Below are 26,388 nucleotides of genomic sequence, written 5' to 3'. Positions count from 1 at the left end.
GGTGAACTAAATGTCAACCGTTGCGTTTCATACACTAGGTTGTAAAGTGAATCATTACGAAACAGAGGCTATCTGGCAGCTGTTTAAGCAAGAAGGATATGAAAAAGTAGATTACGAAGAAACAGCAGATGTATATGTTATCAATACATGTACTGTAACCAATACAGGGGATAAAAAGAGTAGACAAGTCATTCGCCGAGCCATTCGTAAAAATCCCGATGCTGTTATTTGTGTAACAGGCTGTTACGCGCAAACATCTCCAGCTGAGATTATGGCGATTCCAGGTGTTGACGTTGTTGTAGGTACCCAAGATCGACCAAAGATGCTTACCTATATTGAACAGTTCAAAAAAGAACGTCAGCCTATTAACGGCGTCGGCAACATTATGAAAACAAGAGTCTATGAAGAACTAGACGTTCCTTCATTTACAGATCGTACAAGAGCATCGTTAAAGATTCAAGAAGGCTGTAATAATTTCTGCACATTCTGCATTATTCCGTGGGCACGAGGGTTAATGCGTTCTCGTGATCCTGAAGAAGTTGTACGTCAAGCGACACAGCTTGTGGAAGCAGGCTACAAAGAAATTGTTTTAACAGGGATCCATACAGGTGGATACGGCGAAGATTTAAAAGACTATAGTCTTGCCCGTTTGCTAGAAGATTTAGAAACAGTTAGCGGCTTAAAACGAATTCGAATATCTTCCATTGAAGCGAGTCAATTAACTGATGAAGTCATTGCTGTCATCGGCAAATCAACAAAAGTTGTTCGCCACATGCATATCCCACTTCAATCTGGCTCTGATACTGTTTTAAAGAGAATGCGCCGTAAATATACAATGGCTGCATTTGCGGAAAGAATTACAAAGCTAAAAGCCGTTTTGCCACGCTTAGCGATTACGTCTGATGTGATTGTTGGTTTTCCTGGAGAAACGAATGAAGAATTTCAAGAAACCTATGATTTTATTGCGGAGCATAAATTCAGTGAGCTTCATGTATTTCCTTATTCAATGCGAACGGGGACCCCAGCTGCGCGAATGACTGACCAAGTAGACGAAGAAGTGAAAAACGAAAGAGTTCATCGTTTAATTGAGCTATCAAACCAATTAGCAAAAGAATATGCATCTTCATTTGAAAATGAAGTCTTAGAAGTTATACCAGAGGAACGGGATAAAGAAAATCCTGAAAGTGGTCTATTTGTCGGTTATACAGATAATTACCTAAAAGTAAAGCTTGTTTGCGATGAGTCAATGATTGGTAAAATTGTACGAGTAAAGCTTACAGAAGCAGGCTATCCATTCAACAAAGGTGAATTTGTCCGTGTGATGGATGATCATAAAGAGCTTGTTTAAAAAGCTATAGCAATGTTTCACTAAAAGGATGAACCCTAAAGAAGACAAATGGGTTCATCCTTTTTGAATTACAAAAAGTATTCTTTCGTACCAATCCATTTGCTCTCCTTATAGATGATGATAAGAAAACAGTCTTATCCATAATAAAGCTATTCACTTATACTAAATGTAATCAAAAGGAGGACTGATTGGGATGGAAAAGAGTTCAAAAGAACAATTTGGTGCATATGCAGAAGCGTATGTTACAAGCAACCTTCATGCAAAAGGAAAAGATCTGGCTGTATTAGAACATTTAGTAAAAGAGGGTGATGCCCAATCTATAATTGATATTGCAACTGGTGGTGGGCATGTTGCCAAAAAATTAGCAGCGTATACAAAAGATATCGTCGCTGTTGATCTAACTCCAGAAATGTTGTCAGTTGCCAAAAAGCATTTAAGTGATGCAGGGATTGATCATGTTCAGTACGTAGAGGCCGCTGCGGAAAATTTACCTTTTGAAGATGAACGTTTTGATTTAGCAGTTAACCGCATAGCGGCTCATCACTTTATGAATGTACCCAAATTTTTAGATGAAACCTATCGTATTCTCTCCAAAGAGGGGCGTTTTTTCCTTCTGGATAACGTAGCATTAGAAGATGATGGTGTCGATAGTGCTTATAATCAACTTGAAAAGAAACGTGATGCCAGTCATATACGCGCCTATAAAAAATCCGAATGGCTGCAAATGGTTGAAAAGGCAGGCTTCACGGTTAAACGCATGCATACGTTTGAAAAACCATTCCTTTTTCAAGATTGGACAGATCGAGTTCAATTTACAACTACTCAAAAGCAAGAACTCTCTCAGTGGATGAGTCAGTTACCTGCTAGCGTTAAAGCTGCCCTATTTATAAAAGAAGATCATACAGGTGTGCACTCCTTTATGGGTCAGTCCATTTTGCTTGAAGCGATAAAAGCATAACCCACAGCGGGAATCAGCCTGCCACTCGTGTTGCGCTCTTTTTCGTGTTATGATGAACAAGAGATTACAACAGATGAAAGGATGAGTGAAATGGCTGAATCAGTCGCCCACCTCATTGACCACACGCTTTTAAAAGCAGATGCAACAAAACAACAAATCTTACATTTATGCGAAGAGGCAAAGCAATATAAGTTTGCTTCTGTCTGTATCCAGCCTTATTGGGTTAAGACAGCAGCCCAAGTTTTAGCTGAAGAGCCAGAAGTGAAAGTGTGTACGGTTATTGGCTTCCCTCTAGGGCAAAATACAACTGTCATCAAAGCGGCAGAAACGAAAGATGCCATTGAGAATGGTGCAACAGAAGTTGATATGGTGATCAATATTGCCGCATTAAAGGATCAAGATGACGAAACGGTTCAAGCGGATATAAAGGCAGTAGTAGACGCAGCGAAAAATAAAGCGTTGACGAAAGTTATCATTGAAACGAGCCTCCTTACAAATGAAGAAAAAGAGAGAGCTTGTCGTTTAGCTGTTCAAGCGGGTGCTGATTTCGTGAAAACATCTACTGGTTTCTCTACTGGTGGTGCTACAGTTGAGGATATTCGTTTAATGCGTTCCACAGTAGGTTCACAAGTAGGCGTAAAAGCGTCTGGTGGAGTTAGAAGTTTTGAAGATGTACAAGCGATGGTTGAAGCAGGAGCTACTCGAATTGGAGCAAGTTCTGGAGTTGCCATTGCAAAAGGATTAGAAAGCGAATCAAATTATTAATTAAAGAGGTTGGGACAAAAGTAGATAGACAGACCAAAATGACGAACATTCCTGAAATTAGGAACGTTCGTCGTTTATTTTATATGAAAATGAACGGAAGGAGAACCCGAAGACTCCTGGGGGATCAGCACGTGTCTGAAGACTCTGGAGTGGCTGTTTTCCACGGAGGAGGCTGAGGCCGTGTCCCCGGAAAGCGAAGGATTCTCCTGTAGCGGTGCTACTCAGCATAGTTTAGACTATTCGTCTTTTCAACTACTACTTTTCGTTATGTCCCAGCCTCTTTTCTTTTTAGAACAATGTGTCAATAAAGCGTTTATCCTCTTCAGTCAACGTAACTTCGACGCTTTTAGCATTGTCTAACAGTTGTTCCGCGCGCTTAGCACCTGGAATGATAATATCTATCTCTGGTCTAGCTAAATACCAAGCGAGTACGATGTGTGCAACGTCAACATGATGCTTTTGAGCAATTGGTTTTAGTTGATTTACTCTTTCGATGTTTCGTTTGAACGTGGTTCCTTGGAAGTGACCTTGTTGATTTCGTAAATCACCCTCAGGAAAGACGGTGTCTTCTGTGTATTTTCCAGCTAGAAGTCCAGATACGAGAGGAAAGTATGGGATAAAAGAGATGGTATGCTCAAGCATATATGGAAAGAGCTCTTTTTCTGCTTCACGATTTAACAAATTGTATTCACCTTGATAAACATCAACGTACCCATCTCGATTCGCGTCTTTCAATTGTTCAATTGAAAAATTAGACACACCGATAGAACGAATTTTCCCAGCTTCTTTCATTTCTTGGAGTGCGGCAACGGCATCTCTTTTAGGCGTCTCTTTATCTGGAAAGTGAATGTAAAATAGGTCAATGTAGTTCACGTTTAGTCGTTTCAACGCATCATCGACTGACGCTTTAAGAAAGGCTGGAGAGTTATCAAAGACATATTGATCTCCATCTTTTCGATGCGCCGCTTTGGTGGCAAGAATAACATCTTCTCGCTTGAACTCTTGCAGGACTTCTCCAATTAGCTCTTCCGAACGACCCTCACCGTAGATAAAGGCAGTATCAATAAAATCAACGCCATTTTTAATTCCATCACGTACTAACGCTTTACCTTTCTCTTCATCAAGATTAGGATATAAATTATGCCCACCAACTGCATTAGCGCCTAATCCGATTGGAAACACATGGATCCCTGAATGTCCTAATTCTTTTTTACGCACTTTTATCTCCTCCTGAAAGCTTTAGTTGGGTACGGTTTTATTTTAAAGGTCTTTTTTCGATCGTGCAAAAAATTGAACAAAACGTGCAAACCGATTTGCAAATGGGAGAACCAGTAAGGAACAAATGATATTATAGATTGTACTTGCATGAGCCAGTTGTACACTTAAACTATCACTTAATAACGAAGAAAAATGAGCCAAAAAATCAATAAATGGATAAAAAAGGATGGCGCCTAACAAATTAAGCCAAATGTGGGCATGGGCAACGAGTCGAGCTGTCTTTCCTGCTCCAATACTAGCGATGTAAGCTGTGAAGCACGTGCCAATATTTGCGCCAAGCATAATGGCTACACCAGATTCACTCGTCAAGCTCATCCCTTCAATAAAACTCATCGCAATGCCAATTGTCGCTGTACTTGATTGGATAATCGTTGTCATGATAGCACCAACGGAAATCCCTGCTACATAATGATCGTTTGTCCACATAAAGAAGTGTTCTGTAAGTGGAAGTGTGCGTAAAGGTTCTGCAAGACCCTCTAGTCCATTCATAGATAAGAAGATACAACCAATTCCAAATAACACGCAACCAATAACATAAAAAGAGGAATGTGACAAAAGCAGACAGAGAAAACCGATAACGAGAAGTGGAACAGCCAAATCGGTTACATTGAAGGCGATTAACTCTAATGTAAAACACGAACCAATGTTAGCACCAAGTATAACACCAATGGAATGCCTAAATTGAATGAAGCCAGCCGCAACAAGTCCAACTAATAAAACAGTGACAACTGAACTACTTTGAAAAAGCATCGTTATAAGAATACCAACGATGAGTCCTTTTAATGGAGAGTTGGTTGTTTTTATTAAGATCGCTTTTACAGTTGAAGTTCCTACTTGCAAAAGACCAGATCTTAAAATATAAATGCCAAATAAAAATAAAGCAATAAAGACAATTAATAAGGAAAGAAACTCCTTAACCATGCTGATCATCACCTCGTCCTTCCAACTATATGGTCAAAAAAGAAGAAGCATGTCTTTTTTCTTTAGGTAGATATGGATATTGAGATCTTATAGTTGACCATAATCCTTGACTGTATTATAATTACTGCAGACGTGTCATAAACACGTATTGAGTTTGGTTGTTTTCGGAGGGAGGGAAATAGAATGGCAGAAACTCGTGTTCGCAAAAACGAATCGATTGATGCTGCACTTCGTCGCTTTAAGAGATCGCTCTCTAAAGAAGGAACGTTAGCTGAGGTAAAAAAACGTAAACACTTCGAAAAGCCAAGTGTGAAGCGTAAAAAGAAATCAGAAGCAGCTAGAAAACGTAAATTCTAGTTCTGATTAGGAGAGGATGATTTCACTTGACTCTTCTTGAGAGGTTAAACCTGGACCTGAAGACTGCGATGAAAAAGAAGGAAAGAGAGACGCTTTCCGTTATTCGTATGGTGAAGTCCTCGTTACAAAATGAGCAAATTAAGCTCGGGCGTGAGCTTACTGAAGATGAAAGCCTTACTGTGCTTAATCGTGAAGTAAAGCAGCGTAAAGAATCCCTCCATGAATTTAAACAAGCGAATCGTGAAGATTTAGCGTTGAAGCAAGAAGAAGAACTTGCTTTGCTCCAACGATATATGCCTAAACAATTATCAGAAGAAGAATTGGAAGCCATCGTTCAAGAAACGATATCTGAAGTAGGCGCAACATCAAAAGCCGATATGGGTAAAGTGATGAGCGCATTGATGCCTAAGATAAAGGGGAAGGCCGATGGTGGTTCAGTCAATCGTCTTGTTGCAAAGCGGTTAACTTAAACATTCTTGATAAACCTCTGTTTCTAACAGAGGTTTTTTAGCGTTCTGTTTGGTTTTGAAAAGCACATCTGATAAACTTTAAGGAAGGACGAAACTTTTCGTTCTCTTCGTTCGTAAAGAGAATAAGAGAGATAGGGGGGATGAAAAAAACGTGAACAAATGGTTGAAGGTTGCATTTGTTTCGTATTTGCTCGTTTTTCTATTACTACCGTTGCAAATGATTGTTAAAGCGGATGATACAAATGATGCAATGGTTTATGTCATTCCTGTTGAACAAACCGTTGAGCGGGGACTCGAAGCATTTTTAGAGCGGTCGTTTAAAGAGGCTGCTGAAGAAAATGCTGATCACATCATACTCGATATTCATACACCAGGTGGCGCAGTGGATGCAGCTGGAAACATCGCTAATATCATGAACAATACGACTATTCCTGTAACCGCATTTATTAATAGTGAAGCGATTTCTGCAGGTGCCTACATTGCGTTAAATGCAGATCAAATTGTCATGGTACCAAATGGTCAAATGGGATCTGCAGGTGTTATTGATGGCAGTGGGAATGCTGCTGAAGAGAAGGTTCAGTCCTTATGGATTAGCAGAATGAAAACGGCTGCCGAAGAAAATGGACCGGATGGGGGAAGAGACCCTGCCTATGCGGAAGCAATGTCAAATGCTGATTTTGATGTTGAAGGATTTCCCTCTGGGTATTTAACATTAAACGCAGAACAGGCATTAGAAGTCGGATATGCAGACGCGATTGAAAGAAATGTAGACGGTGTGATTAACTTCTTAGGGTATCAGTCTGATGAAGTCAACATTGTTCATTCAGAAGTGAGCATCGCGGAGCAAATTGCTCGGTTTGTCACAAATCCTATTGTTATTCCTATTCTTTTATCAATAGGAAGTCTTGGTTTAATTATGGAGCTATACTCGCCGGGATTTGGCGTTCCTGGATTTATGGGTATTTCTGCACTGCTTTTATTTTTCTTTGGTCATATGGTAGCAGGTTTTGCTGGTTGGGAGTCGTTAATATTAGTTGTTGTTGGCATTGTCTTATTAGGTGTTGAGATGGTGGCACCTGGTTTCGGTATTTTTGGCATACTGGGAATCGGATTGATAATTGGTGGACTCTTTATGGCTTCTTTTTCGACTACAGTAATGGTCATTTCAGTAGCCATAACCCTTGTTGTGACGATTGCAGCAGCCATTATTCTATTTGTGTTTTTTGGCAATCGGGGACCATGGAAAAAGCTTGTACTTCAGGCTCAAACAACAAGCGAAGAAGGGTATCTCTCAACTGAAACTGATCAAGGCCTAATAGGTCAAACAGGTAAAGCATTAAGCGACTTAAGACCAGCGGGAATTGCGTTAATTAACGACAGACGCCTTGACGTTGTGTCTGAAGGAAGCTATATTGGACGAGGGAGTATGCTCAAGGTTGTCTATACATCTGGTTCACGGGTAGTAGTTAGAGAAATTGAGCAAAACGATTAAACTAGAATAAGGGAGGAAATGAGAAATGGATGATGGAATTATCATTACGCTCATAATTGTTGCAGCAGCTGTTATTCTACTGGCGATTTTATTTACGTTTGTACCAGTAGCTTTATGGATCTCGGCTATTGCAGCTGGCGTAAAAATTGGCATTTTTGAGTTAGTAGGAATGAGGCTTAGACGAGTTGTGCCAGCTCGCGTTGTAAACCCACTAATTAAAGCGGTTAAAGCAGGAATTGACCTTGATTCTTCAAGATTAGAGGGGCATTACTTAGCAGGTGGTAACGTTGACCGAGTAGTTAATGCATTAATTGCAGCACAGCGAGCGAATATCGAGCTCTCATTTGAAAGAGCGGCAGCAATTGACCTTGCTGGTCGTGACGTTTTAGAAGCAGTTCAAATGAGTGTAAATCCTAAAGTCATTGAAACACCGTTTATTGCCGGTGTAGCAATGGATGGGATTGAAGTGAAAGCAAAAGCTAGAATTACAGTACGTGCGAACATTGATCGACTTGTTGGTGGTGCGGGTGAAGATACAATTATCGCTCGTGTTGGTGAGGGGATTGTTTCGACAATCGGTTCTCAACAAGATCACAAGAAAGTTCTTGAAAATCCAGATATGATTTCTCAAACGGTATTAACAAAAGGATTGGATTCAGGTACTGCTTTTGAAATCCTTTCGATTGACATTGCCGACATCGATATTGGTAAAAATATTGGTGCAGAGCTACAAACCGATCAAGCCGAAGCAGACAAAAAGATTGCTCAAGCGAAAGCTGAAGAGCGTCGTGCAATGGCTGTAGCACAAGAACAAGAAATGAGAGCTCGTGTTGAAGAAATGCGTGCGAAAGTTGTGGAAGCGGAAGCAGAAGTTCCAATGGCGCTTTCTGAAGCGTTGCGCAAAGGACACATGGGTGTAATGGATTATATGAACTACCAGAACGTATTAGCCGACACAGATATGAGAGATTCAATTAGTAAATCATCAAAAGGTGACAGTGACATGTTCCCTGAAAACGATCCAAGAAACAAAAATAATTAAGAAAAACCCTCATAAGGCAATTTGGTGTACCCATTAAGAAGGAGGGGATAATGGATGTCAGATTTAGTGCAATTTATCTTGGCGAATCCTCTTATCTTAATTATCATTGTTGGTGTTTTAGTCAGCTCTCTATCAAAACTAGGGCAGTCAACCCAACAACAAGAGGAGCGTCAAACTCCCCAACGACAATCAGCTGAACCGCAGCGTAGGCAGCAACCGGCTGAACAAAGGCAAGAGGAAGTCCGTTGGGAGGATTATTTCCCGAGTGAATCAGCACCTCCTGAACAAGCTTATGAGCCAATCAACGAGCCATCAAGACAAAGCGAAGCTCAACAGCGTGACACAGCGAAGCGGCAGAATGAACTCTATGAGCGTCATCGTGAAGCACGCCGTAAGGTCAAAGAGTTAAAAAACCAATCGGCACCTGTTGTTGCGGTAATGGCTGAAAGTGAGCAGGCGAACTCAGAGGGAAAATTAGATATGGATTTCAAGAATGTTTCCGGAAAAAAAATGATGGAAGCTGTTGTATGGTCTGAGGTGCTTGGACCACCGAAAAGTAGACAGCGTGGTTCAAAAGGTCGATCGTTTTAACCTTGAAACCTTATAGTAAAACGTAGCAATCACTTTAGTGATTGCTACGTTTTTTTTGTTGCGTAAATGTTGAAAAGGCCAGCAAAAATGTAGGGTTCCAGTCATTTTTGTGCTAAGTAAGCAGAGCCATTCATACAATCTTTAGGAGGGGGGCTGCTTAATGAGTCGTATGACAAACCGTATAAAAAAATGGGTAACCGAACAAATGCAGCTTCCGGCTGACGTCACAATGGATTTACCGAGAATTACAATGATAGGACAGCTACATATATATATTGAGAACCATCGAGGGGTTTTACAATTTTCGAATAAAGAACTTCGCTTATTGTTAAAAGAGGGACAGCTCCTTGTGACAGGGGATCAATTTGTATTAAAGACGATTTTGCCGGAAGAATTACTGCTTGAAGGAAGAATAGACAAAGTGATGTTTATTAATGAAGAAGAAAAGTAAATACTGTTTATAAGGAGCGAAACACGATGCGAAATGGATTTGTAAATTTGATAGGTGGCGTGGTAACGGTAGAAATTAGCGGCCCTTATCCAGAGCAACTATTGAACCGCTGTCTTAAACAGGGTATGCACATTTGGGACGTTTCTGTAATGGAAACAGAGAAGATTCAGTTTAAAGTCCAGTTAAGCAATATTCATCAATTAAGACACTTTTTAAGGAAAACAGATTTAACGTTACGTTTTAAAGAGCGACAAGGCCTTCCTTTTTTTATAAAACAAATGAAAGTAAGGGCGGGATTTGTTACGGGGATTGCTGCGTTTTTTATTGCATTTTTTCTTCTCTCGAATATGGTGTGGGGGTATTCGATAGATGGTGCTTCTCCTCAAGTTGAAAAAAAATTAGAAGAAGCCATTGCAGAATTAGGTGTTAAACGAGGTGAATTTAGTTTCAGTTTACCAAAGCCAAATGAAATTCAAGCGTATGTGACAGATCGAATAGATGAAGCAACCTGGGTTGGTGTGCAAAAAAAAGGGACGAACTATCAATTCGAGGTTGTTGAACAAGTGCGACAATCAGATCCTGAAATAATAAGCCCTAGACACTTAGTAGCATCGAAAAAAGCGGTCATTCGATCAATGTTTGTTGAAGATGGGACAGCGGTAAAACGAACGAATGATGTTGTTGAAAAAGGGGACTTGCTAGTATCAGGTTTTATTGGTGTAGAAGGGGCTGAGCAAACAATTCCAGCTAAGGCCTCTGTCGTCGGTGAAATATGGTATACTTCAACTGTAAGCATGCCAATCACCCAAATATACTCGTCGTTAACGGGCGAGCAGAAAAACAAATATCAGTTAAAAGTTGGCGATGTGTCTATCCCATTTTGGAATATTACCGCGCCGGATTACGAGTCAATGGAAACGTATAGAAAAGAAAGTCAGTATACGATTTTCGGCTATCGTTTACCGGTCCAACTTATTGTTGATGAGCATCGTGAAACCCAACACTTTGAGCGAACGTATGAAAAAGAAGAAGCATTTGACGTGTTGAAAGAGCAAGCACGTTTGGACTTGGAACAAGATTTGCCAGAAGGTGCAGACATAATAGGTGAACAAGTTTTGCATGAAGCGGTTGAAAATGATACAGTTTCATTAAAGATTCATTACCAAGTTCTTGAAGAGATTACGCAAGAAAAACCAATTATTCAAGGAGACTGAGGCGATTGTCAGAAACATCATTGATTCAACTTAACTTAAGAGATGCTCAAATAGCACAAGCACTATATGGGCCGAATGATTTGCATTTAAAACGAATTGAAGAAGAATTATCCATTGAATTAGTGACGAGAGGCGAAGATATCCTCATCACTGGCGATAAGCTTCAAATTGAACGCGCAGCAAAAATAATTGAGACGTTAATTGGCGTCGTCGAGCAATATGCTCAGTTATCCGAACGCGACGTCTTTTATGCGATTCAGCTAGAAAAAGAAGGAAAGCTAGCCGAATTAAACGAATTATACGATGAAAATATAGCGACTACGGTCAAAGGGAAAATCATTCGAGCTAAAACATTAGGTCAGCGACACTACATTTCCATGATTCGCAAACATGATATGGTATTTGGAGTAGGCCCTGCCGGCACGGGAAAAACATACCTAGCAGTTGTTTCAGCTGTATCTGCTTTGAAAGAAGGGAAAGTCAACCGGATTGTGTTAACCCGTCCAGCTGTTGAAGCCGGTGAAAGCTTAGGATTTCTTCCAGGTGACTTAAAAGAAAAAGTGGACCCTTATTTACGTCCAATTTACGATGCGCTGCATGATGTTTTAGGTGTCGAGCATACAACGAGATTAATGGAGCGAGGCACAATTGAAGTTGCACCATTAGCCTATATGCGAGGTCGAACGTTAGATGATTCATTTGTCATTTTAGATGAAGCGCAGAATACGACAGAAGAACAAATTAAAATGTTTATAACTAGACTAGGGTTTGGATCAAAGATGGTTATAAATGGAGATATTACCCAAATCGATTTGCCAAAGGGTAAGAAGTCGGGATTACAAGTTGCGCTTCACAAGTTAAGATCCGTAAAAGGGATTGGCATGGTCTATCTTCAAGCATCTGATGTAGTAAGACATGTGCTCGTCCAACGTATACTTCAAGCATATGAACATGACGAGCGGTTGAACGATCAATAATGTGCAAAGCCGAGTGAGGTGACTGTATGTGGAAGAAGATAAGCCTAAAGTATCTGCTCCAAAAAAATGGTGGCGGAAAATAAAGCAACAACCGTACATACGTACAGTTATTTATACAATACTTGGCTTAATTATGTACGGTATGATGCTTGACAATATTATACCGGAGCAATTAGAAGTGAATTTGTCTGAACCAGCTGAACAAGACATTCGCGCACCAATGACGGTTGAAAATCGAGTGGCAACGGAGCAAAGGCGAACGGAAGCGGTAGGGGCTGTCGAAAGCCAAATGAAGCACAACCGTCAATATGAAGAAGATCGAGTTCAGCAAGTAAACGATATCTTTACGGTTATTCGTCTTGAACGAGAGCAGGAAGCTGATGAAGAGGAAGAAGCTCCTTCCATTTCAGATCAAATTGAAAATGTTCGCTCAGACTTGTCTTCTTCAACAAATGCAGATTTGAGTGATGAAGCTCTTGAAGTGTTGTTGGCGACGTCTGACTACCAATTTCAAGCTGCTCAAGAGGCAGCTGTCAATACCGTTCATGAAACAATGAGTGAACCAATAAAGGTAGGCGATTTACAGGAAGCAAAGCAAAACGCTGAAAATCAAATAGCGGAAGTAACAAGTCTCTCGCCGGATGTTCGTGAAGCCATAAGCAATGTAGTTGATTTAGCAATTGTGTTTAATGTAACCTATGATGCTGAAACAACACAGCGGTTAAGGCAAGAAGCGGCTGATTCAATTGACCCTGTGCTCATACGTGAAGGTGAATTGATTGTAAAAGCAGGCGATCTTGTCACATATGAAATGTATGAACAGCTTCGATTGGTTGGTTTACTGGATGAAGCTACAGTTGTTTTCCCTTATATTGGACTAGCGTTGTTTGTCTTCATTTTAATCGGAATGCTGGTTTATTTTTTAAATGATTCCCATACGACGGTCGCAACAAACAACTCACATTTATTAATGTTTTCAATTGTGTTCGTCGTTATTTTAGTGCTGATGAAGCTATATAGTTACTTAGAGTCTCTTATCTCTCTGCCTGGAATTGGTTTTGCGGTTCCGGCGGCGGCAGGGGCAATGTTACTAACTTTGTTGCTACACCCTAAGATTGCCATCGTAACCAGTTTTCTTTTCGCTATTATTGGGAGCGTTTTTTACAATCACGATTCCTCTAGTACCTTTGCGTTTATGTATGGCTTTTATATTTTAGTTGGTTCTCTTACAGGCATCTATTTCTTGAAACAATCAAACAAAGCAACACGAATTTTAAAAGCTGGCTTTTTTGTACTCTGTGCGAACAGCTTAACGGTACTATCCATTTTATTAATGAAAAGTATTTATTTGAATTGGGTTGAACTAAGTTTTTATTTCTTAGCAGCGTTTTTAGCAGCTTTTGTTGCTTCCGTTCTGACAATAGGGTTACTCCCGTTTATCGAAACAGGCTTTGGAATATTGTCAACAGCAAGGTTAATTGAACTTTCAAGCCCAAACCATCCGCTACTCCGAAAGATATTAACAGAAGCACCTGGAACATATCATCATAGCGTTGTTGTCGGGAATTTGGCAGAAGCAGCTTGTGAAACGTTAGGTGAAAATGGGTTGCTAGCAAGAGTAGGGGCTTACTATCATGATTTAGGAAAAACAAGACGTCCGAGATTTTTTATCGAGAATCAATTAAAAGGGGATAATCCTCACGATAAGATCTCACCCCAATTAAGTAAAACCATTATTATTTCACATCCATACGATGGCGCTGATTTGCTCCGGCAACATAAAATGCCGCGGGAAATTATTGATATCGCAGAACAACATCATGGCACAAGCCTGCTTAAATTTTTCTACTATAAGGCAAAGCAAGATGATGAAAAACAACATGTACCTGAAAGCCAGTTTCGATATCCTGGTCCAAAGCCACAAACAAAAGTAACATCTATTATTTCCATTGCAGATAGTGTTGAGGCTGCTGTGCGATCAATGCAAAAACCAACACCTGATAAAGTCGAGCAGTTGGTCGATAAAATTATTAAAGATAAGCTTGAAGACGGTCAATTCGATGAGTCAGATTTAACACTAAAAGAATTAAACCAAATTAAGCTGTCGATGTGTGAAACGTTAAATGGAACGTTTCATCAGCGAATAGAATATCCTGATGATGATGATTAAAAAGGAGTATTAAATGATTGAGATAGACATTATTGATGAGACAGAGACATTGACAGAAGAGCAACTGAAGCTTGTTCACGACGTCCTTTCTTATGCTGGTAAAGAAGAAGCTATTCATACAGCTGCAGAGCTATCGGTTACATTTGTAGAGGAGGATGCGATCCATGAGTTAAATTTAGAACATCGTGGCATCGATCGCTCCACAGATGTGTTATCGTTTGCTTTAAACGATGGAGAGCCGGATTACGAAGAGGTAGAAGGAATTCCGAATCTATTAGGAGATATTATTGTATCCACTGCTCACATTCATCGACAGGCTGAAGAATATAATCATTCATTTGAACGTGAACTTGCTTTTCTTGTTGTTCATGGCTTTCTTCACCTGCTAGGTTATGATCATCAATCAAAGGAAGAAGAAAGGGAAATGTTTACTAAACAAGAGGAGATTTTAGAATCCTATGGCCTTGGAAGATCGAAACCGTAGAGGGTTAAAACGTTTATTGCGTTCATTTAACTATGCCATTTCAGGTCTTGGCTATGTAATTAGACACGAACAGAACATGCAAATTCATTTAGCTAGTACAATGGCTATTTGTGGGCTTGCCTGGTTTTTTTCCGTCTCAGCGACTGAATGGGTGTTGCTCCTACTTGTAATGGGAGGCGTGTTAACAGCTGAAACACTTAATACGGCAATCGAACGGACGGTTGATTTAGTGACGGAAGACTTTCATCCACTAGCAAAGCGAGCAAAAGATATCGGTGCTGCTAGCGTGTTCATTTTTTGTATCATTGCCATCATTATTGGGGCTATTATATTTGTGCCTTATTTTATAAACATTTTATAACGAAAAAGGAGGATTTCTATGGAAAAAGCAGCATTCATCCAGCTCGCTATTGAAGCAAGGGAAGAGGCTTACGTACCTTATTCCTCATTTAAAGTAGGCGCTGCCCTCCTTCTAGCAGATGGCTCGGTTGTAAAAGGAGCAAACATTGAAAATGCGGCATATAGCTTGGCAAACTGTGCTGAACGTACAGCACTATTTAGAGCGTATAAGCCAAATCACCTACCATTTAAAGCGCTTGCTGTGGCGGCGGATACACCAAATCCGGTTTCGCCCTGTGGTGCATGTAGACAAGTATTAGCAGAGTTATGTGAGCCAGGAATGCCGGTTTATTTAAGTAATATAAACGGCGACTGGAAAGAAACAACAGTAGAAGCGTTACTACCAGGATTTTTTAAAGCGGAGGATATGAATGAATCAAGAGGAAACGTTTAAGTCAGGATTTGTCTCCATAATTGGGAGACCGAATGTAGGGAAATCAACATTGTTAAACAGAATAATTGGGCAAAAAATTGCCATTATGTCGGACAAGCCTCAAACAACAAGAAATAAAGTTCAAGGTGTTTACACGACAAATGACGCACAAATCGTTTTCATTGATACGCCTGGTATTCACAAGCCGAAACATCGCTTAGGCGACTTTATGATGAAAGTGGCTACAAATACTCTTCGTGAAGTTGATCTCATTTTGTATGTGATTGACGCAGATGCTAAATTTGGTCCTGGAGAACAATTTATAATTGATCGCTTAAAGGATACAAAAACACCGGTTTTTCTAATCGTTAATAAAATCGACAAAGTAAGTAAAGAAGCGTTATTAGAAATCATTGCATCCTATCGAGAACGCTATGAATTTGAAGAAGTTGTGCCGATATCTGCTTTAGAAGGTGAAAATGTCGGAACAATGATGGATCAAATTAAGGTACACTTAGACGAAGGGCCGCAATATTACCCAAGCGATCAAATAACAGATCACCCAGAACGATTTATTGTTGCCGAGCTTGTTCGTGAAAAAGCGTTACATGTAACAAAGGAAGAGATACCCCACTCTTTAGCCGTTGTCATTGAACAAATGAAACGACGGGATAATGGAAAAGTTTATGTTGGAGCCACCATTATTGTGGAGCGATCCTCTCAAAAAGGGATTATTATTGGTAAACACGGTTCTATGCTAAAGGAAATTGGTCAAAAAGCAAGAGTGGATATAGAAGCATTACTTGGTTCAAGTGTGTTTTTAGAGTTATGGGTAAAAGTACAAAAAGACTGGCGAAATCGCCCATCACAGCTTAAAGATTACGGCTTTAACGAAGACGATTATTAAAGAGAAGCAATGGTCCAAACAAGACGTTGGACCATTGTTTTTTTATATGCAAAAAGCTATGATGAAGTAAGATGAAAAACGAACAAAAATAAAAAGTCAAGCTCTGCTAATTAACAATATTTCCATCGAATGAGTATAGTAAATTTAGGTCATCATACTTCATAAGAACGATTGAGAGGAGTTGTGAAACAGTGCTTGTTCTATCTTGGAAAGTTTTTTCACAGACAGGAAACATTGAGACTTATTTACTCCATAAGGAATTGGAAAGGGAAACAGTTGGTGAAGAGGTAGAGGTAATGGCTGCCGACGACCAGACCGATTCAACTCTTTCTTAAAAAGCAGTGACTTGCTGTAAGGAATGAACATGTTAATTAAACAAGAAGGAATTATTTTAAAGACAATTGACTATGGTGAATCAAATAAAATTGCAACAGTATTAACGAAAGATAGTGGTAAACTATCAGTGATGGCAAAAGGAGCAAAGAAGCCTAATAGCCGTTATGCAGCTGTAATGCAACCATTCGTATATGGCTCATTCGTTTACTTTAAAGGGAGTGGCTTACCAACGATAAGCCAAGGCGAAATTATCTTATCCTTTAAACAGCTTCACTACGATTTATTTAAGGCTGCTCATGCCGCTTATATAACAGAATTAATCGAGAAATTGACCGAAGAACGACGACCATATGTATTTTTATTTGATTTATTGTTACTCGCTTTAAAGCAAATTGATACTGGTCAAGATCCAGAAATAATCGCAAGAATCGTTGATTTAAAAATGTTAACTGTCGCTGGGGCGAAGCCTAATTTAGACGGCTGTGCAAGCTGTAAATCGGTTGAGCGCGACCCTATTGCTTTTTCTATTCCTTTTGCTGGCTTTTTGTGCAGCGGTTGTGTCCACCGAGATGAGCGAGCATACCCTGTTACGTTATCAATGGTTAAGCTCATTCGCACCTTATTCTATGTTGATTTGACGAAATTAGGTTCCATTTCGATTAAGAGAGAAACAAAAGAACGACTTCATCAGATCATTTCATCGTACTATCAAGAGTATGTTGGTGTGACGCTGAAATCGCAACGCTTTATTGACCAACTAAAAAAAGTAGATGGCAATCATTTTAAGCTTGACGAAAAAAAGGATTAAAGGTATTATAGAAAAATATGACGATATGCTATGATGAGAGAAGAAATACTGCTTATTTTGCGATTAATAGCGACTTCAGGATGGTGTAAGCTGAAGAATCAAAAGCGTATGAGGCACTCTTTAAGCATGTAAACTGTAAAGTGATTAAGCACTTTTTGTGTTTAATAAGTAGGGTGGAACCGCGGGTAACTCTCGTCCCTATGCCATAGTAGGCATAAGGATTGAGGGTTTTTTGTTTTTATTAAGGAGGGTAAACATGAACATTCAAACGATGATCTTAACATTGCAGTCCTATTGGGCAAAGCAAGGCTGTATAATTATGAATGCCTATGATACTGAAAAAGGTGCGGGTACAATGAGTCCGCATACATTGCTACGAACAATTGGCCCAGAGCCATGGAATGTAGCTTATGTGGAGCCATCAAGGCGTCCAGCAGATGGACGTTATGGAGAGAACCCGAACCGCTTATATCAACATCACCAATTTCAAGTGATTATGAAACCTTCACCAAACAATATTCAAGAATTATATCTGGAAAGTCTTAAAGCACTTGGTATTAACCCCCTTGAACACGACATTCGCTTTGTTGAAGACAACTGGGAAAACCCAACATTAGGCTGTGCTGGTCTTGGATGGGAAGTGTGGTTAGATGGAATGGAAATAACACAGTTTACGTATTTCCAGCAAGTTGGTGGCATGGAAGCATCTCCTGTTTCTGCTGAAATCACTTACGGGATTGAGCGGCTAGCTACGTACATTCAGGAAAAAGAAAATGTATTTGACTTAGAGTGGGTTGAAGGATTCACGTATGGTGATATTTTTCTCCAGCCTGAATTTGAACATTCTACATATACATTTGAAGTTTCCGATAGTGAGATGCTCTTCCAGTTATTCAATACGTACGAAAAAGAAGCAACCCGTGTGCTCGATCGTAACCTTGTTTTCCCGGCTTATGATTATATTTTAAAGTGTTCTCACGTATTTAATTTGCTTGATGCTCGTGGAGCGATATCCGTAACGGAACGAACAGGCTACATTGGTCGTGTACGTACTCTCGCTCGAAAGGCAGCTAAGCATTATTACGAGGAACGCGAAAAACTTGGATTCCCCATGTTGAAAAAGAAGGAGGCAAACTAATGGATAGTAAACCATTTCTCCTTGAAATAGGATTAGAAGAACTTCCAGCCAGATTTGTAACAGATGCAGTGAAACAACTAGAACAGCATGTGCAGCAGTGGTTAAAAGAGAAAAAGCTTCCGTATAGCCGCACACAAGCTTTTTCAACGCCGAGAAGATTAGCCATTATCATCCATGACCTTGCTTCAAAACAAGAAGATGCATCTAGTAAAGCAAAAGGACCAGCAAAGAAAATTGCAATAGATGACAATGGTGACTGGACAAAAGCAGCTTTAGGTTTTGCACGATCACAAAGTGTGGAACCAGACGCTCTTACTATTGAAGCCCATAAAGGTGTTGAATATGTTTTTGCCACCTCTTTTTCAGAAGGCGTGCAAACTGTCGACATTTTACCAAGCTTAGAGAAAGTCATTATGAGCTTAAATTTTCCAAAGCGTATGAAATGGCATACCTTTGACTTACGCTATGCCCGACCGATACGTTGGTTAATTGCTATGTACGGTCAGCATGTGATTCCGTTTTCCATTGCGCAAGTGAAAACTAGTCAAATAACAAGAGGTCATCGTTTCTTAGGGGATAAAGAAATCACGATAGCAACTCCTGAAAGTTATGAAGCGCGCTTACTGGAGAACTATGTCATTGTTGATGCGGATAAAAGGAAGCAAGCGATCCGTTCTCAACTAAAGGATATGGAAGCAACAAAAGATTGGATTATTCCTGTAAATGAAGATCTTCTTGAAGAAGTAAACAATTTGGTTGAATATCCGACTGCTTTAAGTGGTAGTTTTGAAGAGAAATACCTTCAATTGCCTAAAGAAGTCTTAATTACGACTATGAGAGAACATCAGCGTTATTTCCCTGTTGAATCAACCGAAGGCACATTACTTCCGTTCTTTGTAACCGTAAGAAACGGGAATGAAGAGCATATTGAAAATGTATCAAAAGGGAATGAAAAGGTACTTCGGGGACGGTTTGCTGACGCTGCATTCTTTTATGAAGAAGACCAAAAGCTCTCTATAGAAGAGTGGAATAAAAAACTCGAAACCGTGGTGTTCCATGAATCGATTGGAACGATTGCGGAAAAGGTGAATCGTACAAAAGAGCTTGCGGTATGGTTAGCAAGAGAAGAGCGATTACCTGCTGAAGAAGTATCATTAGTGGAACGTGCTGCAACAATTGCAAAATTTGACCTTGTAACAAATATGGTTGGTGAATTTCCTGAGTTACAAGGACAGATGGGGCAGGATTACGCGTTGAAGTCGAATGAACCTGTTCAAGTGGCGAGAGCGATTTATGAACAATATTTACCGCGATTTTCAAATGATCATCTCCCGCAAACTGCAGTGGGGTCTATGCTATCTCTAGCAGAAAAGCTAGATACCGTATTATCTTGTTTTGCAATTGGATTAATTCCAACAGGTTCTCAAGATCCTTATGCGCTAAGAAGGCAAGCAAACGGTGTAGTCCAAATTTTATTAGAAACTAAATCCGCTCTTTCTCTTGACGTAATCATTGAACATTGGGTGAACACATTAAATAATAAAGGATTTATGACGGCTGGTGTCGAATCTACTAAAGAAGAAGCCATTCAATTCTTTTTAAGTCGTTTTAAGCATCTTATGATGGATTCAGGCTATCGATACGATGTTGTAGAAGCTGTATTAGCGGCTCCAATTGTAGATGTGTATTCCATGTTTGCTAAAGCAGAAGCTGTTAACGAACAGCTTAATGAGCCTGCATTTAAAAAAGCCGTTGAAGCGTTAAGTCGGGTAACCAATTTAGCCCAAAAGGCAGAAACAGATACAACAATTGATGAATCGTTGTTTGAGAATGAATCGGAGACAAAGCTATTAGCAGCAACGGTTGAAGTGGAGATGAGTTTAGTAGAAGCATGGAAGCAACATGATGCTATTTCTGCATACAACATCTTAGAGACGTGTCAAGATGCGATTCACTCATTTTTTGAGCAAACGATGGTTATGGTTGAAGACCCAGACGTTCGATCCAATCGACTAGCGTTATTAAAAAGGTTAGCACGTTCCATTGAATCCTTTGCTGATTTCCAACAAATTGTCTTTTCTTCGTAACTAGTGTTCAGGTTAGAGAGGTGAGTTCAAATCGAACTTTCAATTAGACAGCAACACATTATTGATATTGTCAAAGAAAATGGACCGATTACGGGTGAACATATAGCGGAGCGCTTGTCTTTAACTAGGGCAACCCTCCGCCCTGATTTAGCTATATTAACAATGTCTGGTTTTCTCGACGCCAGACCGAGGGTTGGTTATTTTTATACTGGTAAGACGGATTCACCTGCTTTGTCGGATGAGATTCAAAAGATAAAAGTTCATCATTATCAATCAAGGCCTGTAATTGTTGAGCAATCCACCTCTGTATATGAAGCCATCTGTACCATGTTTTTAGAAGACTGTGGCACATTGTTTATTGTTGATAAACAGACGACCCTCGTAGGCGTTGTATCTCGAAAAGACTTATTACGAGCTAGTATGGGTGGGCAAGCAATTGAAACAACGCCAGTTAGTATTATTATGACGAGAATGCCTAATATTACGATGTGCGAAAAAGAAGACTCAATTATTGAAGTTGCTCATAAGCTCATTTCAAGACAGATTGACGGTTTACCGATTGTGAAAAAAGTGGACGTAGGTTCAGGATATGAAGTAGTTGGGCGTATAACAAAGACGAACATGACTTCTTTATTAGTGGATCTTGCTAAGAATGAAGGAACATAAGGAGGGCTGTTCTTAATGACGCAAACAGAACGCTTAATTGTATACATTGTATCGGATTCAGTTGGAGAAACGGCTGAGCTGGTTGTGAAAGCAGCGGTAAGCCAATTCAACGGATCGAATGTTGACATTCGTCGTATTCCTTATGTAGAGGATAAAGGAACAATTCAAGAAGTGGTTCAAATCGCTAAAAAAGCGAAAGCACTTATTGCCTTCACACTCGTTGTCCCAGAAATTAAAAATTACTTGCTTGAGGCGGCAAAAGAAGCCAAAGTTGAAACAGTTGACATCATTGGACCGGTATTAGGGAAGATAAATCAACTGACGAATGAACAACCTCGCTATGAGCCGGGCTTAATTTATCGTTTAGATGAAGATTATTTTAGAAAAGTCGAAGCCATTGAATTTGCGGTTAAATACGATGACGGACGAGATCCTAGAGGAATTATTTTAGCGGATGTTGTGCTTATTGGTGTGTCAAGAACATCGAAAACACCATTATCTCAATATTTAGCTCATAAGCGTTTGAAGGTAGCGAACGTTCCCTTAGTTCCAGAAGTTGAACCCCCTGAAGAGCTATTTAAAATCTCAAATAAAAAATGCATAGGCTTACGCATTAGTCCAGAAAAGCTTAATAGCATTCGTACAGAACGTTTAAAAGCTCTTGGATTAAAATCAGAAGCAAATTATGCGAACATTAATCGCATTAAACAAGAGCTGGCATATGCGCAAGAAGTTATGGAACGAGTAAACTGCCCTGTAATTGATGTTTCGAATAAAGCAGTAGAAGAAACAGCGAATTTGATTTCTAATATGTTCCAAAAACATTGATTGGAAACTGTTTACTGTTCAAACGCTATGTTTTGAAGTATAATTGCCAATTGGGACTCTAATTTTGCAGATTGTATGTATAAATAGGGTGTAGATCAAATAAATTTAAAAAGTCAAGACTTTTTCTCGTTTTTTTGGTAATGATAGTAAAGAAGATGAAAGAGCAATGGGTTTCGACAGTTTCTTGTTTTTTTCGTCAAATAAGAAGGAGATCAAACCTTACATGTTGAATGATACTGTATGAGTTCAACGGTGTACGTTGATGCAGATTCTTGTCCTGTAAAAGAAGAAATCATTAAACTTTGTGGTCAATACGAAAAAGAATTGGTCTTTGTGTTTTCATATGCACATAATATGGTCTTGCCTGAGCATGTGAAAACCGTACAAGTTGATGTGGATAAAGAAGCAGCAGACCTGTACTTACTGCAAGCTGTTTCTCGTGGTGACGTATGTATCTCTCAAGATCACGCACTTGCTTCTTTATTGCTTATTAAAGGTGTGACTGTCTTATCGCCTCGTGGCCATGTATACATGGAAGAAGAGATGGCGAGCATGTTACAGTCTCGCTATGCAGCACAAAAGGCTAGAAGAGCGGGAAGAAAAACAAAAGGCCCGCGGAAGTTTACTGCCACAGACCGAGAGCAATTTGTGCATGCACTTGAACAAGTTCTTAGCACTGGTAATTGAAGGAATAGGTGAGAGCTGTATGTCTGTGAAAATTCCTGAAGAGAAATTAGCCGAGATAAGGAACGCAAGCGATATAGTTGATGTTATCGGCGACTATGTACAATTAAAGAAAAACGGTAGACAGTATGGTGGTCTATGTCCTTTTCATGATGAGAAAACCCCTTCTTTTTCAGTTTCTGAAGAAAAGCAGGTTTATCATTGTTTTGGCTGTGGTGCCGGTGGGAACGTTTTTACCTTCCTACAGGACTTGGAGGGATGGTCTTTTGCAAAGACCGTAGCTCACTTAGCAGGAAAGGCGAAAATTTCTTTACCTCAAGTCGTTGAATCGAACGAGTATCAGGTTTATGAAGATACGTCAAAAGTTGATGCAATGAAGAAAGCTCACCAGTTAGCCGCTTCAACGTATCACAGTATTTTTATGTTCACGGAAGAAGGTTCTCCAGGGCGCGTTTATGCTCAGGAGCGTTATTTTACTGAAGCTCAAATTGACCATTTCAAAATAGGGTATGCCCTGGATGAGTGGGAGACATTAGCGAAGGTGCTTGAGCAAAATGAGTTTGATTTAACAATAATGGAGGAAGCTGGTCTAGTAGCAAAGCGAAAATCAAGTGGTTACTATGATTTATTCCGCAATCGTTTAATTTTTCCTATATCGGATAATAATGGTGACATTGTTGGTTTTGGAGGAAGGATTGTTGGTGAAGGACAACCAAAGTATTTAAATAGTCCAGAGACACCGATTTATCAAAAAGCAAAAACCCTGTTTCATATGTTTGAAGCACGGCCAATTATTCGCAAAAAAAATAAAGCCTATTTGTTTGAAGGTGCATTGGATGTAATGGCTGCCTGGAAATCGGGAATTGAAAATGCTGTGGCAACATTGGGTACAGCTTTAAGTCAAGATCATGCAAAGCTACTTCGGCGTAATGCTGAAGAGATTATTCTTTGCTATGACGGTGATAGAGCGGGCCGTGAAGCCATTCGAAAGACCATTCCTGTGCTCGAAAATGTTGGTTGCCAGATTCAAGTCTGCTTATTGCCAGATGGCTATGATCCAGATGACTATGTGAAGGAATTTGGCGAAGAAGCCTTAAAAGCTTATTTGGAAAAAGAGCTTTTATCCGTAATGGCTTTTAAAATGTACGATGCGAAACAAACAAAAAACCTTCAAAATGAAGGAGAACGGCTTAAGTATATTGAAGACATGCTTGAAGCTATTGCACAATTAGAATCGATTGAGCAAGAACATTATTTAAAGCAGCTATCTAAGGAATTTAATCTTTCATTCCAAGTTCTTCATCATGAGATGATGCGTAAAGAAAGAAAGGCTGCGCCGGTCCGTCAGCAACAACAGGCAGAACGGTATGGAGACACGGTTAAAGCCCATCATACATTTCAAACAGCTCGTCCAATAGCTGCCCACATTAAAGCAGAACGAATGCTTCTTGGGTATATGCTACAAGACGAAGAGATGATTTGGCGAGTAACAGAGCGTTTGCAAGATGGCTTTAATATAGATGAACACCAGGCGCTGTATGCCTACTTAATCTCCTTTGTTTCGCAACATCCAGAAAAGGGAATAAAGGAATTTATAGAGAGTCTAGAAGATCAAAAGCTTGCAAAACTAGCCGCTTATCTGCTTATGCAAGATGTTAAAGTAGAGTGTACAGATGCAGAGTTAGACGATTATATTAAGAAAATTGAACAATACCCTAAACTATTACAAATTAAAGAACAACAGCAAGCAGCTCGCTTAGAGCAAGATCCAGTTCTTGCTGCGCAGAAACAAATGGAGCTCATACGCAAAAAAAGAGAATTGCTAGGTAAGTAACTCGTCGTTAATTTTGGAAGGAGGGGATCGAGTGGCTGATAAACCGTTACGTCCAGTGACAGAAGGTGATCTATCCATCGATCAAGTAAAAGAACAATTAGTAGAATTAGGTAAAAAGCGTGGGACCTTAACGTATGCCGAAATTACAGAGAAAATGGCTTCGTTTGAACAGGACGCGGATCAAATGGATGAGTTCTATGAGTACCTTGGTGAGCAAGGGGTAGAGCTTGTGAATGAAGCCGATGATGAAGTCCCATCTATGCAGCAAGTTGAAAAGAATGAAGAAGAATTTGATTTAAACGATTTAAGTGTCCCTCCAGGAATAAAAATAAACGATCCAGTTCGTATGTATCTTAAAGAAATTGGTCGTGTACCGCTTTTATCTGCAGAAGAAGAGATCGACTTAGCGAAACGTATTGAGCAAGGTGATGAAGAAGCGAAAAAACGTTTAGCAGAAGCGAACTTGCGTCTTGTTGTGTCCATTGCTAAGCGCTATGTTGGTAGAGGAATGTTGTTCCTTGATTTGATTCAAGAAGGAAACATGGGCTTAATTAAAGCTGTTGAAAAGTTTGATTACGATAAAGGGTTTAAGTTTAGTACCTATGCAACTTGGTGGATTCGTCAAGCAATTACTCGTGCCATTGCTGACCAAGCGAGAACCATTCGTATCCCTGTTCATATGGTAGAAACCATTAATAAACTCATTCGTGTTCAACGTCAACTTTTACAAGACTTTGGTCGTGAGCCAACCCCTGAAGAGGTTGGAAAAGAGATGGAGCTAACGCCTGATAAAGTGCGGGAAATCTTAAAGATTGCTCAAGAGCCAGTTTCTCTTGAAACACCAATTGGTGAAGAAGACGATTCTCATTTAGGTGACTTTATTGAAGACCAAGAAGCTCTTGCACCTTCAGACGCTGCGGCCTATGAGTTATTAAAAGAACAGCTAGAAGATGTGTTAGATACACTAACTGATCGAGAAGAAAATGTTCTTAGACTTCGTTTTGGACTTGATGATGGTCGAACCCGTACTCTTGAAGAAGTAGGTAAAGTCTTCGGTGTTACGCGCGAGCGTATCAGACAAATTGAAGCAAAAGCACTGCGCAAATTACGTCATCCAAGCAGAAGCAAACGATTAAAAGACTTTCTTGATTAATGAGGTGCACACGGATTCAGCATAGACTGATTTCGTGTGCCTTCCTTGTTTCTATTTTACTTCTTCTTAAAACGGAATGCAAATTGTTGTTGTGAATTTTCTTATAAATCAATTTGAATTTTTTGTGCTATTTTGGGGAAATGTAAATTGAAGCCTTTTCATAATGGGCGATTTGAAGTAAACTATAGTAGATTCGTGCTTTTTTATACATATCTAATGGTTAGTTCTAACGAGAAAGGAGAGCACCTATATGAAGGGACGTCCGTTAATTCCGTTTGCTTTTATAGCATTATTAGGAATCGTACTTATCGTTGCAATGTCTGCAATTGGTGTTGATCAACGTGCTAGCATGGATGAAGAAGAAGAAGAGCCTGTTGACATTGGGGATCCGGTTGAATATGGACAAGGTATTGTTGAAAGTTCATGTATAACATGTCATGCAAATGATTTAGGTGGTACTGCTAGTGCGCCAGCGATTAACAATTTAGAGGGACAATTGTCTCATGATGAAATCGTTGACATTGTAACAAACGGTCAAGGAAATATGCCGGCATTCGGTGGTCAGTTACAGCCTGAAGAAATTGATGCGGTAGCTGAGTATTTATTGTCGATGTCAGAGTAGGAGAGCGGGGGGATAACCCTGCTTTTTTCTTTTGG

28 protein-coding genes are annotated in these 26,388 nt (G+C 39.8%); 26 read left to right on the top strand and 2 right to left on the bottom strand.

Features of this window, described 5'->3' with window-relative positions; all coding sequences use genetic code 11:
- Window positions 1–10 precede the first annotated feature (10 nt).
- The 3 genes from mtaB to deoC all read left to right on the top strand — a co-directional run bounded on the left by mtaB (window position 11) and on the right by deoC (window position 3,071).
- Window positions 11–1,348, top strand: coding sequence for a tRNA (N(6)-L-threonylcarbamoyladenosine(37)-C(2))-methylthiotransferase MtaB (mtaB, locus tag BK583_RS12940; RefSeq protein WP_038478883.1), 1,338 nt, complete (start codon window positions 11–13; stop codon window positions 1,346–1,348).
- Window positions 1,349–1,541: 193 nt separating this feature from the next.
- A complete protein-coding gene (locus BK583_RS12935; protein ID WP_055736037.1) occupies window positions 1,542–2,306 on the top strand; it encodes a class I SAM-dependent methyltransferase in 765 nt (254 codons plus the stop codon).
- A 90-nt stretch (window positions 2,307–2,396) separates the two neighbouring features.
- Window positions 2,397–3,071 (top strand): deoxyribose-phosphate aldolase, encoded by a 675-nt coding sequence (gene deoC / locus BK583_RS12930; RefSeq protein WP_055736036.1) that lies wholly within the window; start codon window positions 2,397–2,399, stop codon window positions 3,069–3,071.
- A 288-nt stretch (window positions 3,072–3,359) separates the two neighbouring features.
- Here deoC and BK583_RS12925 read toward each other — a convergent pair whose 3' ends face one another.
- Both BK583_RS12925 and BK583_RS12920 read right to left on the bottom strand, forming a co-directional pair.
- The gene (locus BK583_RS12925) at window positions 3,360–4,289 is read right to left on the bottom strand and encodes an aldo/keto reductase (protein ID WP_055736035.1); all 930 of its coding nucleotides are present in this window, start codon (window positions 4,287–4,289) and stop codon (window positions 3,360–3,362) included.
- Between the two features lie 42 nt (window positions 4,290–4,331).
- Window positions 4,332–5,270: a Na/Pi symporter gene (locus BK583_RS12920; protein WP_038478896.1), complete on the bottom strand. Its 939-nt coding sequence runs from the start codon at window positions 5,268–5,270 to the stop codon at window positions 4,332–4,334.
- Between the two features lie 183 nt (window positions 5,271–5,453).
- On the opposite strand from BK583_RS12920, the gene rpsU reads away from it, so the two are divergent.
- From rpsU to BK583_RS12810, 23 genes are all read left to right on the top strand, one after another.
- Complete coding sequence (rpsU, locus tag BK583_RS12915) at window positions 5,454–5,627, top strand: 30S ribosomal protein S21 (RefSeq protein WP_035396344.1); 174 nt, start codon at window positions 5,454–5,456, stop codon at window positions 5,625–5,627.
- A 26-nt stretch (window positions 5,628–5,653) separates the two neighbouring features.
- On the top strand, window positions 5,654–6,097 hold the full coding sequence (locus BK583_RS12910) for a GatB/YqeY domain-containing protein (RefSeq protein ID WP_038478899.1): 444 nt from the start codon (window positions 5,654–5,656) through the stop codon (window positions 6,095–6,097).
- A gap of 151 nt (window positions 6,098–6,248) precedes the next feature.
- Window positions 6,249–7,589 carry an NfeD family protein gene (locus tag BK583_RS12905; protein WP_055736034.1) on the top strand — a complete coding sequence of 447 codons (1,341 nt, stop codon included), beginning with the start codon at window positions 6,249–6,251 and terminating at the stop codon, window positions 7,587–7,589.
- A gap of 25 nt (window positions 7,590–7,614) precedes the next feature.
- A complete protein-coding gene (gene floA, locus BK583_RS12900; RefSeq protein ID WP_055736033.1) occupies window positions 7,615–8,631 on the top strand; it encodes a flotillin-like protein FloA in 1,017 nt (338 codons plus the stop codon).
- Window positions 8,632–8,685: 54 nt separating this feature from the next.
- Window positions 8,686–9,222, top strand: a complete 537-nt coding sequence (locus tag BK583_RS12895; RefSeq protein ID WP_055736032.1) for a YqfB family membrane protein — start codon at window positions 8,686–8,688, stop codon at window positions 9,220–9,222.
- 160 nt (window positions 9,223–9,382) lie between these two features.
- The gene (gene yqfC, locus BK583_RS12890) at window positions 9,383–9,673 is read left to right on the top strand and encodes a sporulation protein YqfC (RefSeq protein ID WP_038478909.1); all 291 of its coding nucleotides are present in this window, start codon (window positions 9,383–9,385) and stop codon (window positions 9,671–9,673) included.
- Between the two features lie 26 nt (window positions 9,674–9,699).
- A complete protein-coding gene (yqfD, locus tag BK583_RS12885; RefSeq protein ID WP_055736031.1) occupies window positions 9,700–10,887 on the top strand; it encodes a sporulation protein YqfD in 1,188 nt (395 codons plus the stop codon).
- 5 nt (window positions 10,888–10,892) lie between these two features.
- Window positions 10,893–11,864, top strand: coding sequence for a PhoH family protein (locus tag BK583_RS12880; RefSeq protein WP_055736030.1), 972 nt, complete (start codon window positions 10,893–10,895; stop codon window positions 11,862–11,864).
- A 28-nt stretch (window positions 11,865–11,892) separates the two neighbouring features.
- A complete protein-coding gene (locus tag BK583_RS12875) occupies window positions 11,893–14,034 on the top strand; it encodes an HD family phosphohydrolase (protein ID WP_078440177.1) in 2,142 nt (713 codons plus the stop codon).
- A 13-nt stretch (window positions 14,035–14,047) separates the two neighbouring features.
- Window positions 14,048–14,518, top strand: a complete 471-nt coding sequence (ybeY, locus tag BK583_RS12870; RefSeq protein WP_055736029.1) for an rRNA maturation RNase YbeY — start codon at window positions 14,048–14,050, stop codon at window positions 14,516–14,518.
- Window positions 14,493–14,879 carry a diacylglycerol kinase family protein gene (locus tag BK583_RS12865; protein WP_055736028.1) on the top strand — a complete coding sequence of 129 codons (387 nt, stop codon included), beginning with the start codon at window positions 14,493–14,495 and terminating at the stop codon, window positions 14,877–14,879. Before ybeY ends, BK583_RS12865 begins: the two co-directional genes overlap by 26 nt.
- A gap of 18 nt (window positions 14,880–14,897) precedes the next feature.
- Window positions 14,898–15,311: a cytidine deaminase gene (locus BK583_RS12860; protein WP_038478926.1), complete on the top strand. Its 414-nt coding sequence runs from the start codon at window positions 14,898–14,900 to the stop codon at window positions 15,309–15,311.
- Window positions 15,289–16,197, top strand: coding sequence for a GTPase Era (gene era, locus BK583_RS12855; protein ID WP_055736027.1), 909 nt, complete (start codon window positions 15,289–15,291; stop codon window positions 16,195–16,197). The genes BK583_RS12860 and era overlap by 23 nt, the downstream gene beginning before the upstream one ends.
- Before the next feature lie 191 nt (window positions 16,198–16,388).
- Entirely contained in the window at window positions 16,389–16,532 is a 144-nt protein-coding gene (locus tag BK583_RS12850) for a YqzL family protein (protein WP_078440176.1), read from the top strand.
- Window positions 16,533–16,561: 29 nt separating this feature from the next.
- On the top strand, window positions 16,562–17,341 hold the full coding sequence (gene recO, locus BK583_RS12845) for a DNA repair protein RecO (RefSeq protein ID WP_055736026.1): 780 nt from the start codon (window positions 16,562–16,564) through the stop codon (window positions 17,339–17,341).
- A gap of 256 nt (window positions 17,342–17,597) precedes the next feature.
- A complete protein-coding gene (gene glyQ, locus BK583_RS12840) occupies window positions 17,598–18,479 on the top strand; it encodes a glycine--tRNA ligase subunit alpha (protein ID WP_038478935.1) in 882 nt (293 codons plus the stop codon).
- Window positions 18,479–20,566, top strand: coding sequence for a glycine--tRNA ligase subunit beta (gene glyS, locus BK583_RS12835; protein ID WP_055736025.1), 2,088 nt, complete (start codon window positions 18,479–18,481; stop codon window positions 20,564–20,566). Before glyQ ends, glyS begins: the two co-directional genes overlap by 1 nt.
- 30 nt (window positions 20,567–20,596) lie before the next feature.
- Window positions 20,597–21,232: a transcriptional regulator CcpN gene (ccpN, locus tag BK583_RS20485; protein WP_084167413.1), complete on the top strand. Its 636-nt coding sequence runs from the start codon at window positions 20,597–20,599 to the stop codon at window positions 21,230–21,232.
- A gap of 15 nt (window positions 21,233–21,247) precedes the next feature.
- Entirely contained in the window at window positions 21,248–22,060 is an 813-nt protein-coding gene (locus tag BK583_RS12830; RefSeq protein ID WP_038478946.1) for a pyruvate, water dikinase regulatory protein, read from the top strand.
- Window positions 22,061–22,300: 240 nt separating this feature from the next.
- Window positions 22,301–22,747 (top strand): YaiI/YqxD family protein, encoded by a 447-nt coding sequence (locus BK583_RS12825; protein WP_055736024.1) that lies wholly within the window; start codon window positions 22,301–22,303, stop codon window positions 22,745–22,747.
- A gap of 19 nt (window positions 22,748–22,766) precedes the next feature.
- Entirely contained in the window at window positions 22,767–24,578 is a 1,812-nt protein-coding gene (dnaG, locus tag BK583_RS12820; protein ID WP_055736023.1) for a DNA primase, read from the top strand.
- 31 nt (window positions 24,579–24,609) lie between these two features.
- A complete protein-coding gene (gene rpoD, locus BK583_RS12815) occupies window positions 24,610–25,731 on the top strand; it encodes an RNA polymerase sigma factor RpoD (RefSeq protein ID WP_038478955.1) in 1,122 nt (373 codons plus the stop codon).
- 250 nt (window positions 25,732–25,981) lie between these two features.
- Window positions 25,982–26,353 carry a c-type cytochrome gene (locus BK583_RS12810; protein WP_035399030.1) on the top strand — a complete coding sequence of 124 codons (372 nt, stop codon included), beginning with the start codon at window positions 25,982–25,984 and terminating at the stop codon, window positions 26,351–26,353.
- Window positions 26,354–26,388 lie beyond the last annotated feature (35 nt).

Origin of the sequence: Shouchella oshimensis (assembly GCF_002019765.1) — a bacterium.
GTDB lineage: Bacteria > Bacillota > Bacilli > Bacillales > Bacillaceae_D > Shouchella > Shouchella oshimensis.
The sequence above is the reverse complement of the archived record's forward strand: the minus strand, read 5'-3'. Positions and strand labels throughout refer to the sequence as shown.

Bases quoted from the DNA above. Each gene is read 5' to 3' on its own strand.
- mtaB (WP_038478883.1), top strand. From the start codon at position 11: ATGTCAACCGTTGCGTTTCATACACTAGGTTGTAAAGTGAATCATTAC.
- BK583_RS12935 (WP_055736037.1), top strand. From the start codon at position 1,542: ATGGAAAAGAGTTCAAAAGAACAATTTGGTGCATATGCAGAAGCGTAT.
- deoC (WP_055736036.1), top strand. From the start codon at position 2,397: ATGGCTGAATCAGTCGCCCACCTCATTGACCACACGCTTTTAAAAGCA.
- BK583_RS12920 (WP_038478896.1), bottom strand. From the start codon at position 5,270: ATGGTTAAGGAGTTTCTTTCCTTATTAATTGTCTTTATTGCTTTATTT.
- rpsU (WP_035396344.1), top strand. From the start codon at position 5,454: ATGGCAGAAACTCGTGTTCGCAAAAACGAATCGATTGATGCTGCACTT.
- floA (WP_055736033.1), top strand. From the start codon at position 7,615: ATGGATGATGGAATTATCATTACGCTCATAATTGTTGCAGCAGCTGTT.
- BK583_RS12895 (WP_055736032.1), top strand. From the start codon at position 8,686: ATGTCAGATTTAGTGCAATTTATCTTGGCGAATCCTCTTATCTTAATT.
- yqfC (WP_038478909.1), top strand. From the start codon at position 9,383: ATGAGTCGTATGACAAACCGTATAAAAAAATGGGTAACCGAACAAATG.
- yqfD (WP_055736031.1), top strand. From the start codon at position 9,700: ATGCGAAATGGATTTGTAAATTTGATAGGTGGCGTGGTAACGGTAGAA.
- ybeY (WP_055736029.1), top strand. From the start codon at position 14,048: ATGATTGAGATAGACATTATTGATGAGACAGAGACATTGACAGAAGAG.
- BK583_RS12865 (WP_055736028.1), top strand. From the start codon at position 14,493: ATGGCCTTGGAAGATCGAAACCGTAGAGGGTTAAAACGTTTATTGCGT.
- BK583_RS12860 (WP_038478926.1), top strand. From the start codon at position 14,898: ATGGAAAAAGCAGCATTCATCCAGCTCGCTATTGAAGCAAGGGAAGAG.
- era (WP_055736027.1), top strand. From the start codon at position 15,289: ATGAATCAAGAGGAAACGTTTAAGTCAGGATTTGTCTCCATAATTGGG.
- recO (WP_055736026.1), top strand. From the start codon at position 16,562: ATGTTAATTAAACAAGAAGGAATTATTTTAAAGACAATTGACTATGGT.
- glyQ (WP_038478935.1), top strand. From the start codon at position 17,598: ATGAACATTCAAACGATGATCTTAACATTGCAGTCCTATTGGGCAAAG.
- glyS (WP_055736025.1), top strand. From the start codon at position 18,479: ATGGATAGTAAACCATTTCTCCTTGAAATAGGATTAGAAGAACTTCCA.
- BK583_RS12830 (WP_038478946.1), top strand. From the start codon at position 21,248: ATGACGCAAACAGAACGCTTAATTGTATACATTGTATCGGATTCAGTT.
- BK583_RS12825 (WP_055736024.1), top strand. From the start codon at position 22,301: ATGAGTTCAACGGTGTACGTTGATGCAGATTCTTGTCCTGTAAAAGAA.
- dnaG (WP_055736023.1), top strand. From the start codon at position 22,767: ATGTCTGTGAAAATTCCTGAAGAGAAATTAGCCGAGATAAGGAACGCA.
- BK583_RS12810 (WP_035399030.1), top strand. From the start codon at position 25,982: ATGAAGGGACGTCCGTTAATTCCGTTTGCTTTTATAGCATTATTAGGA.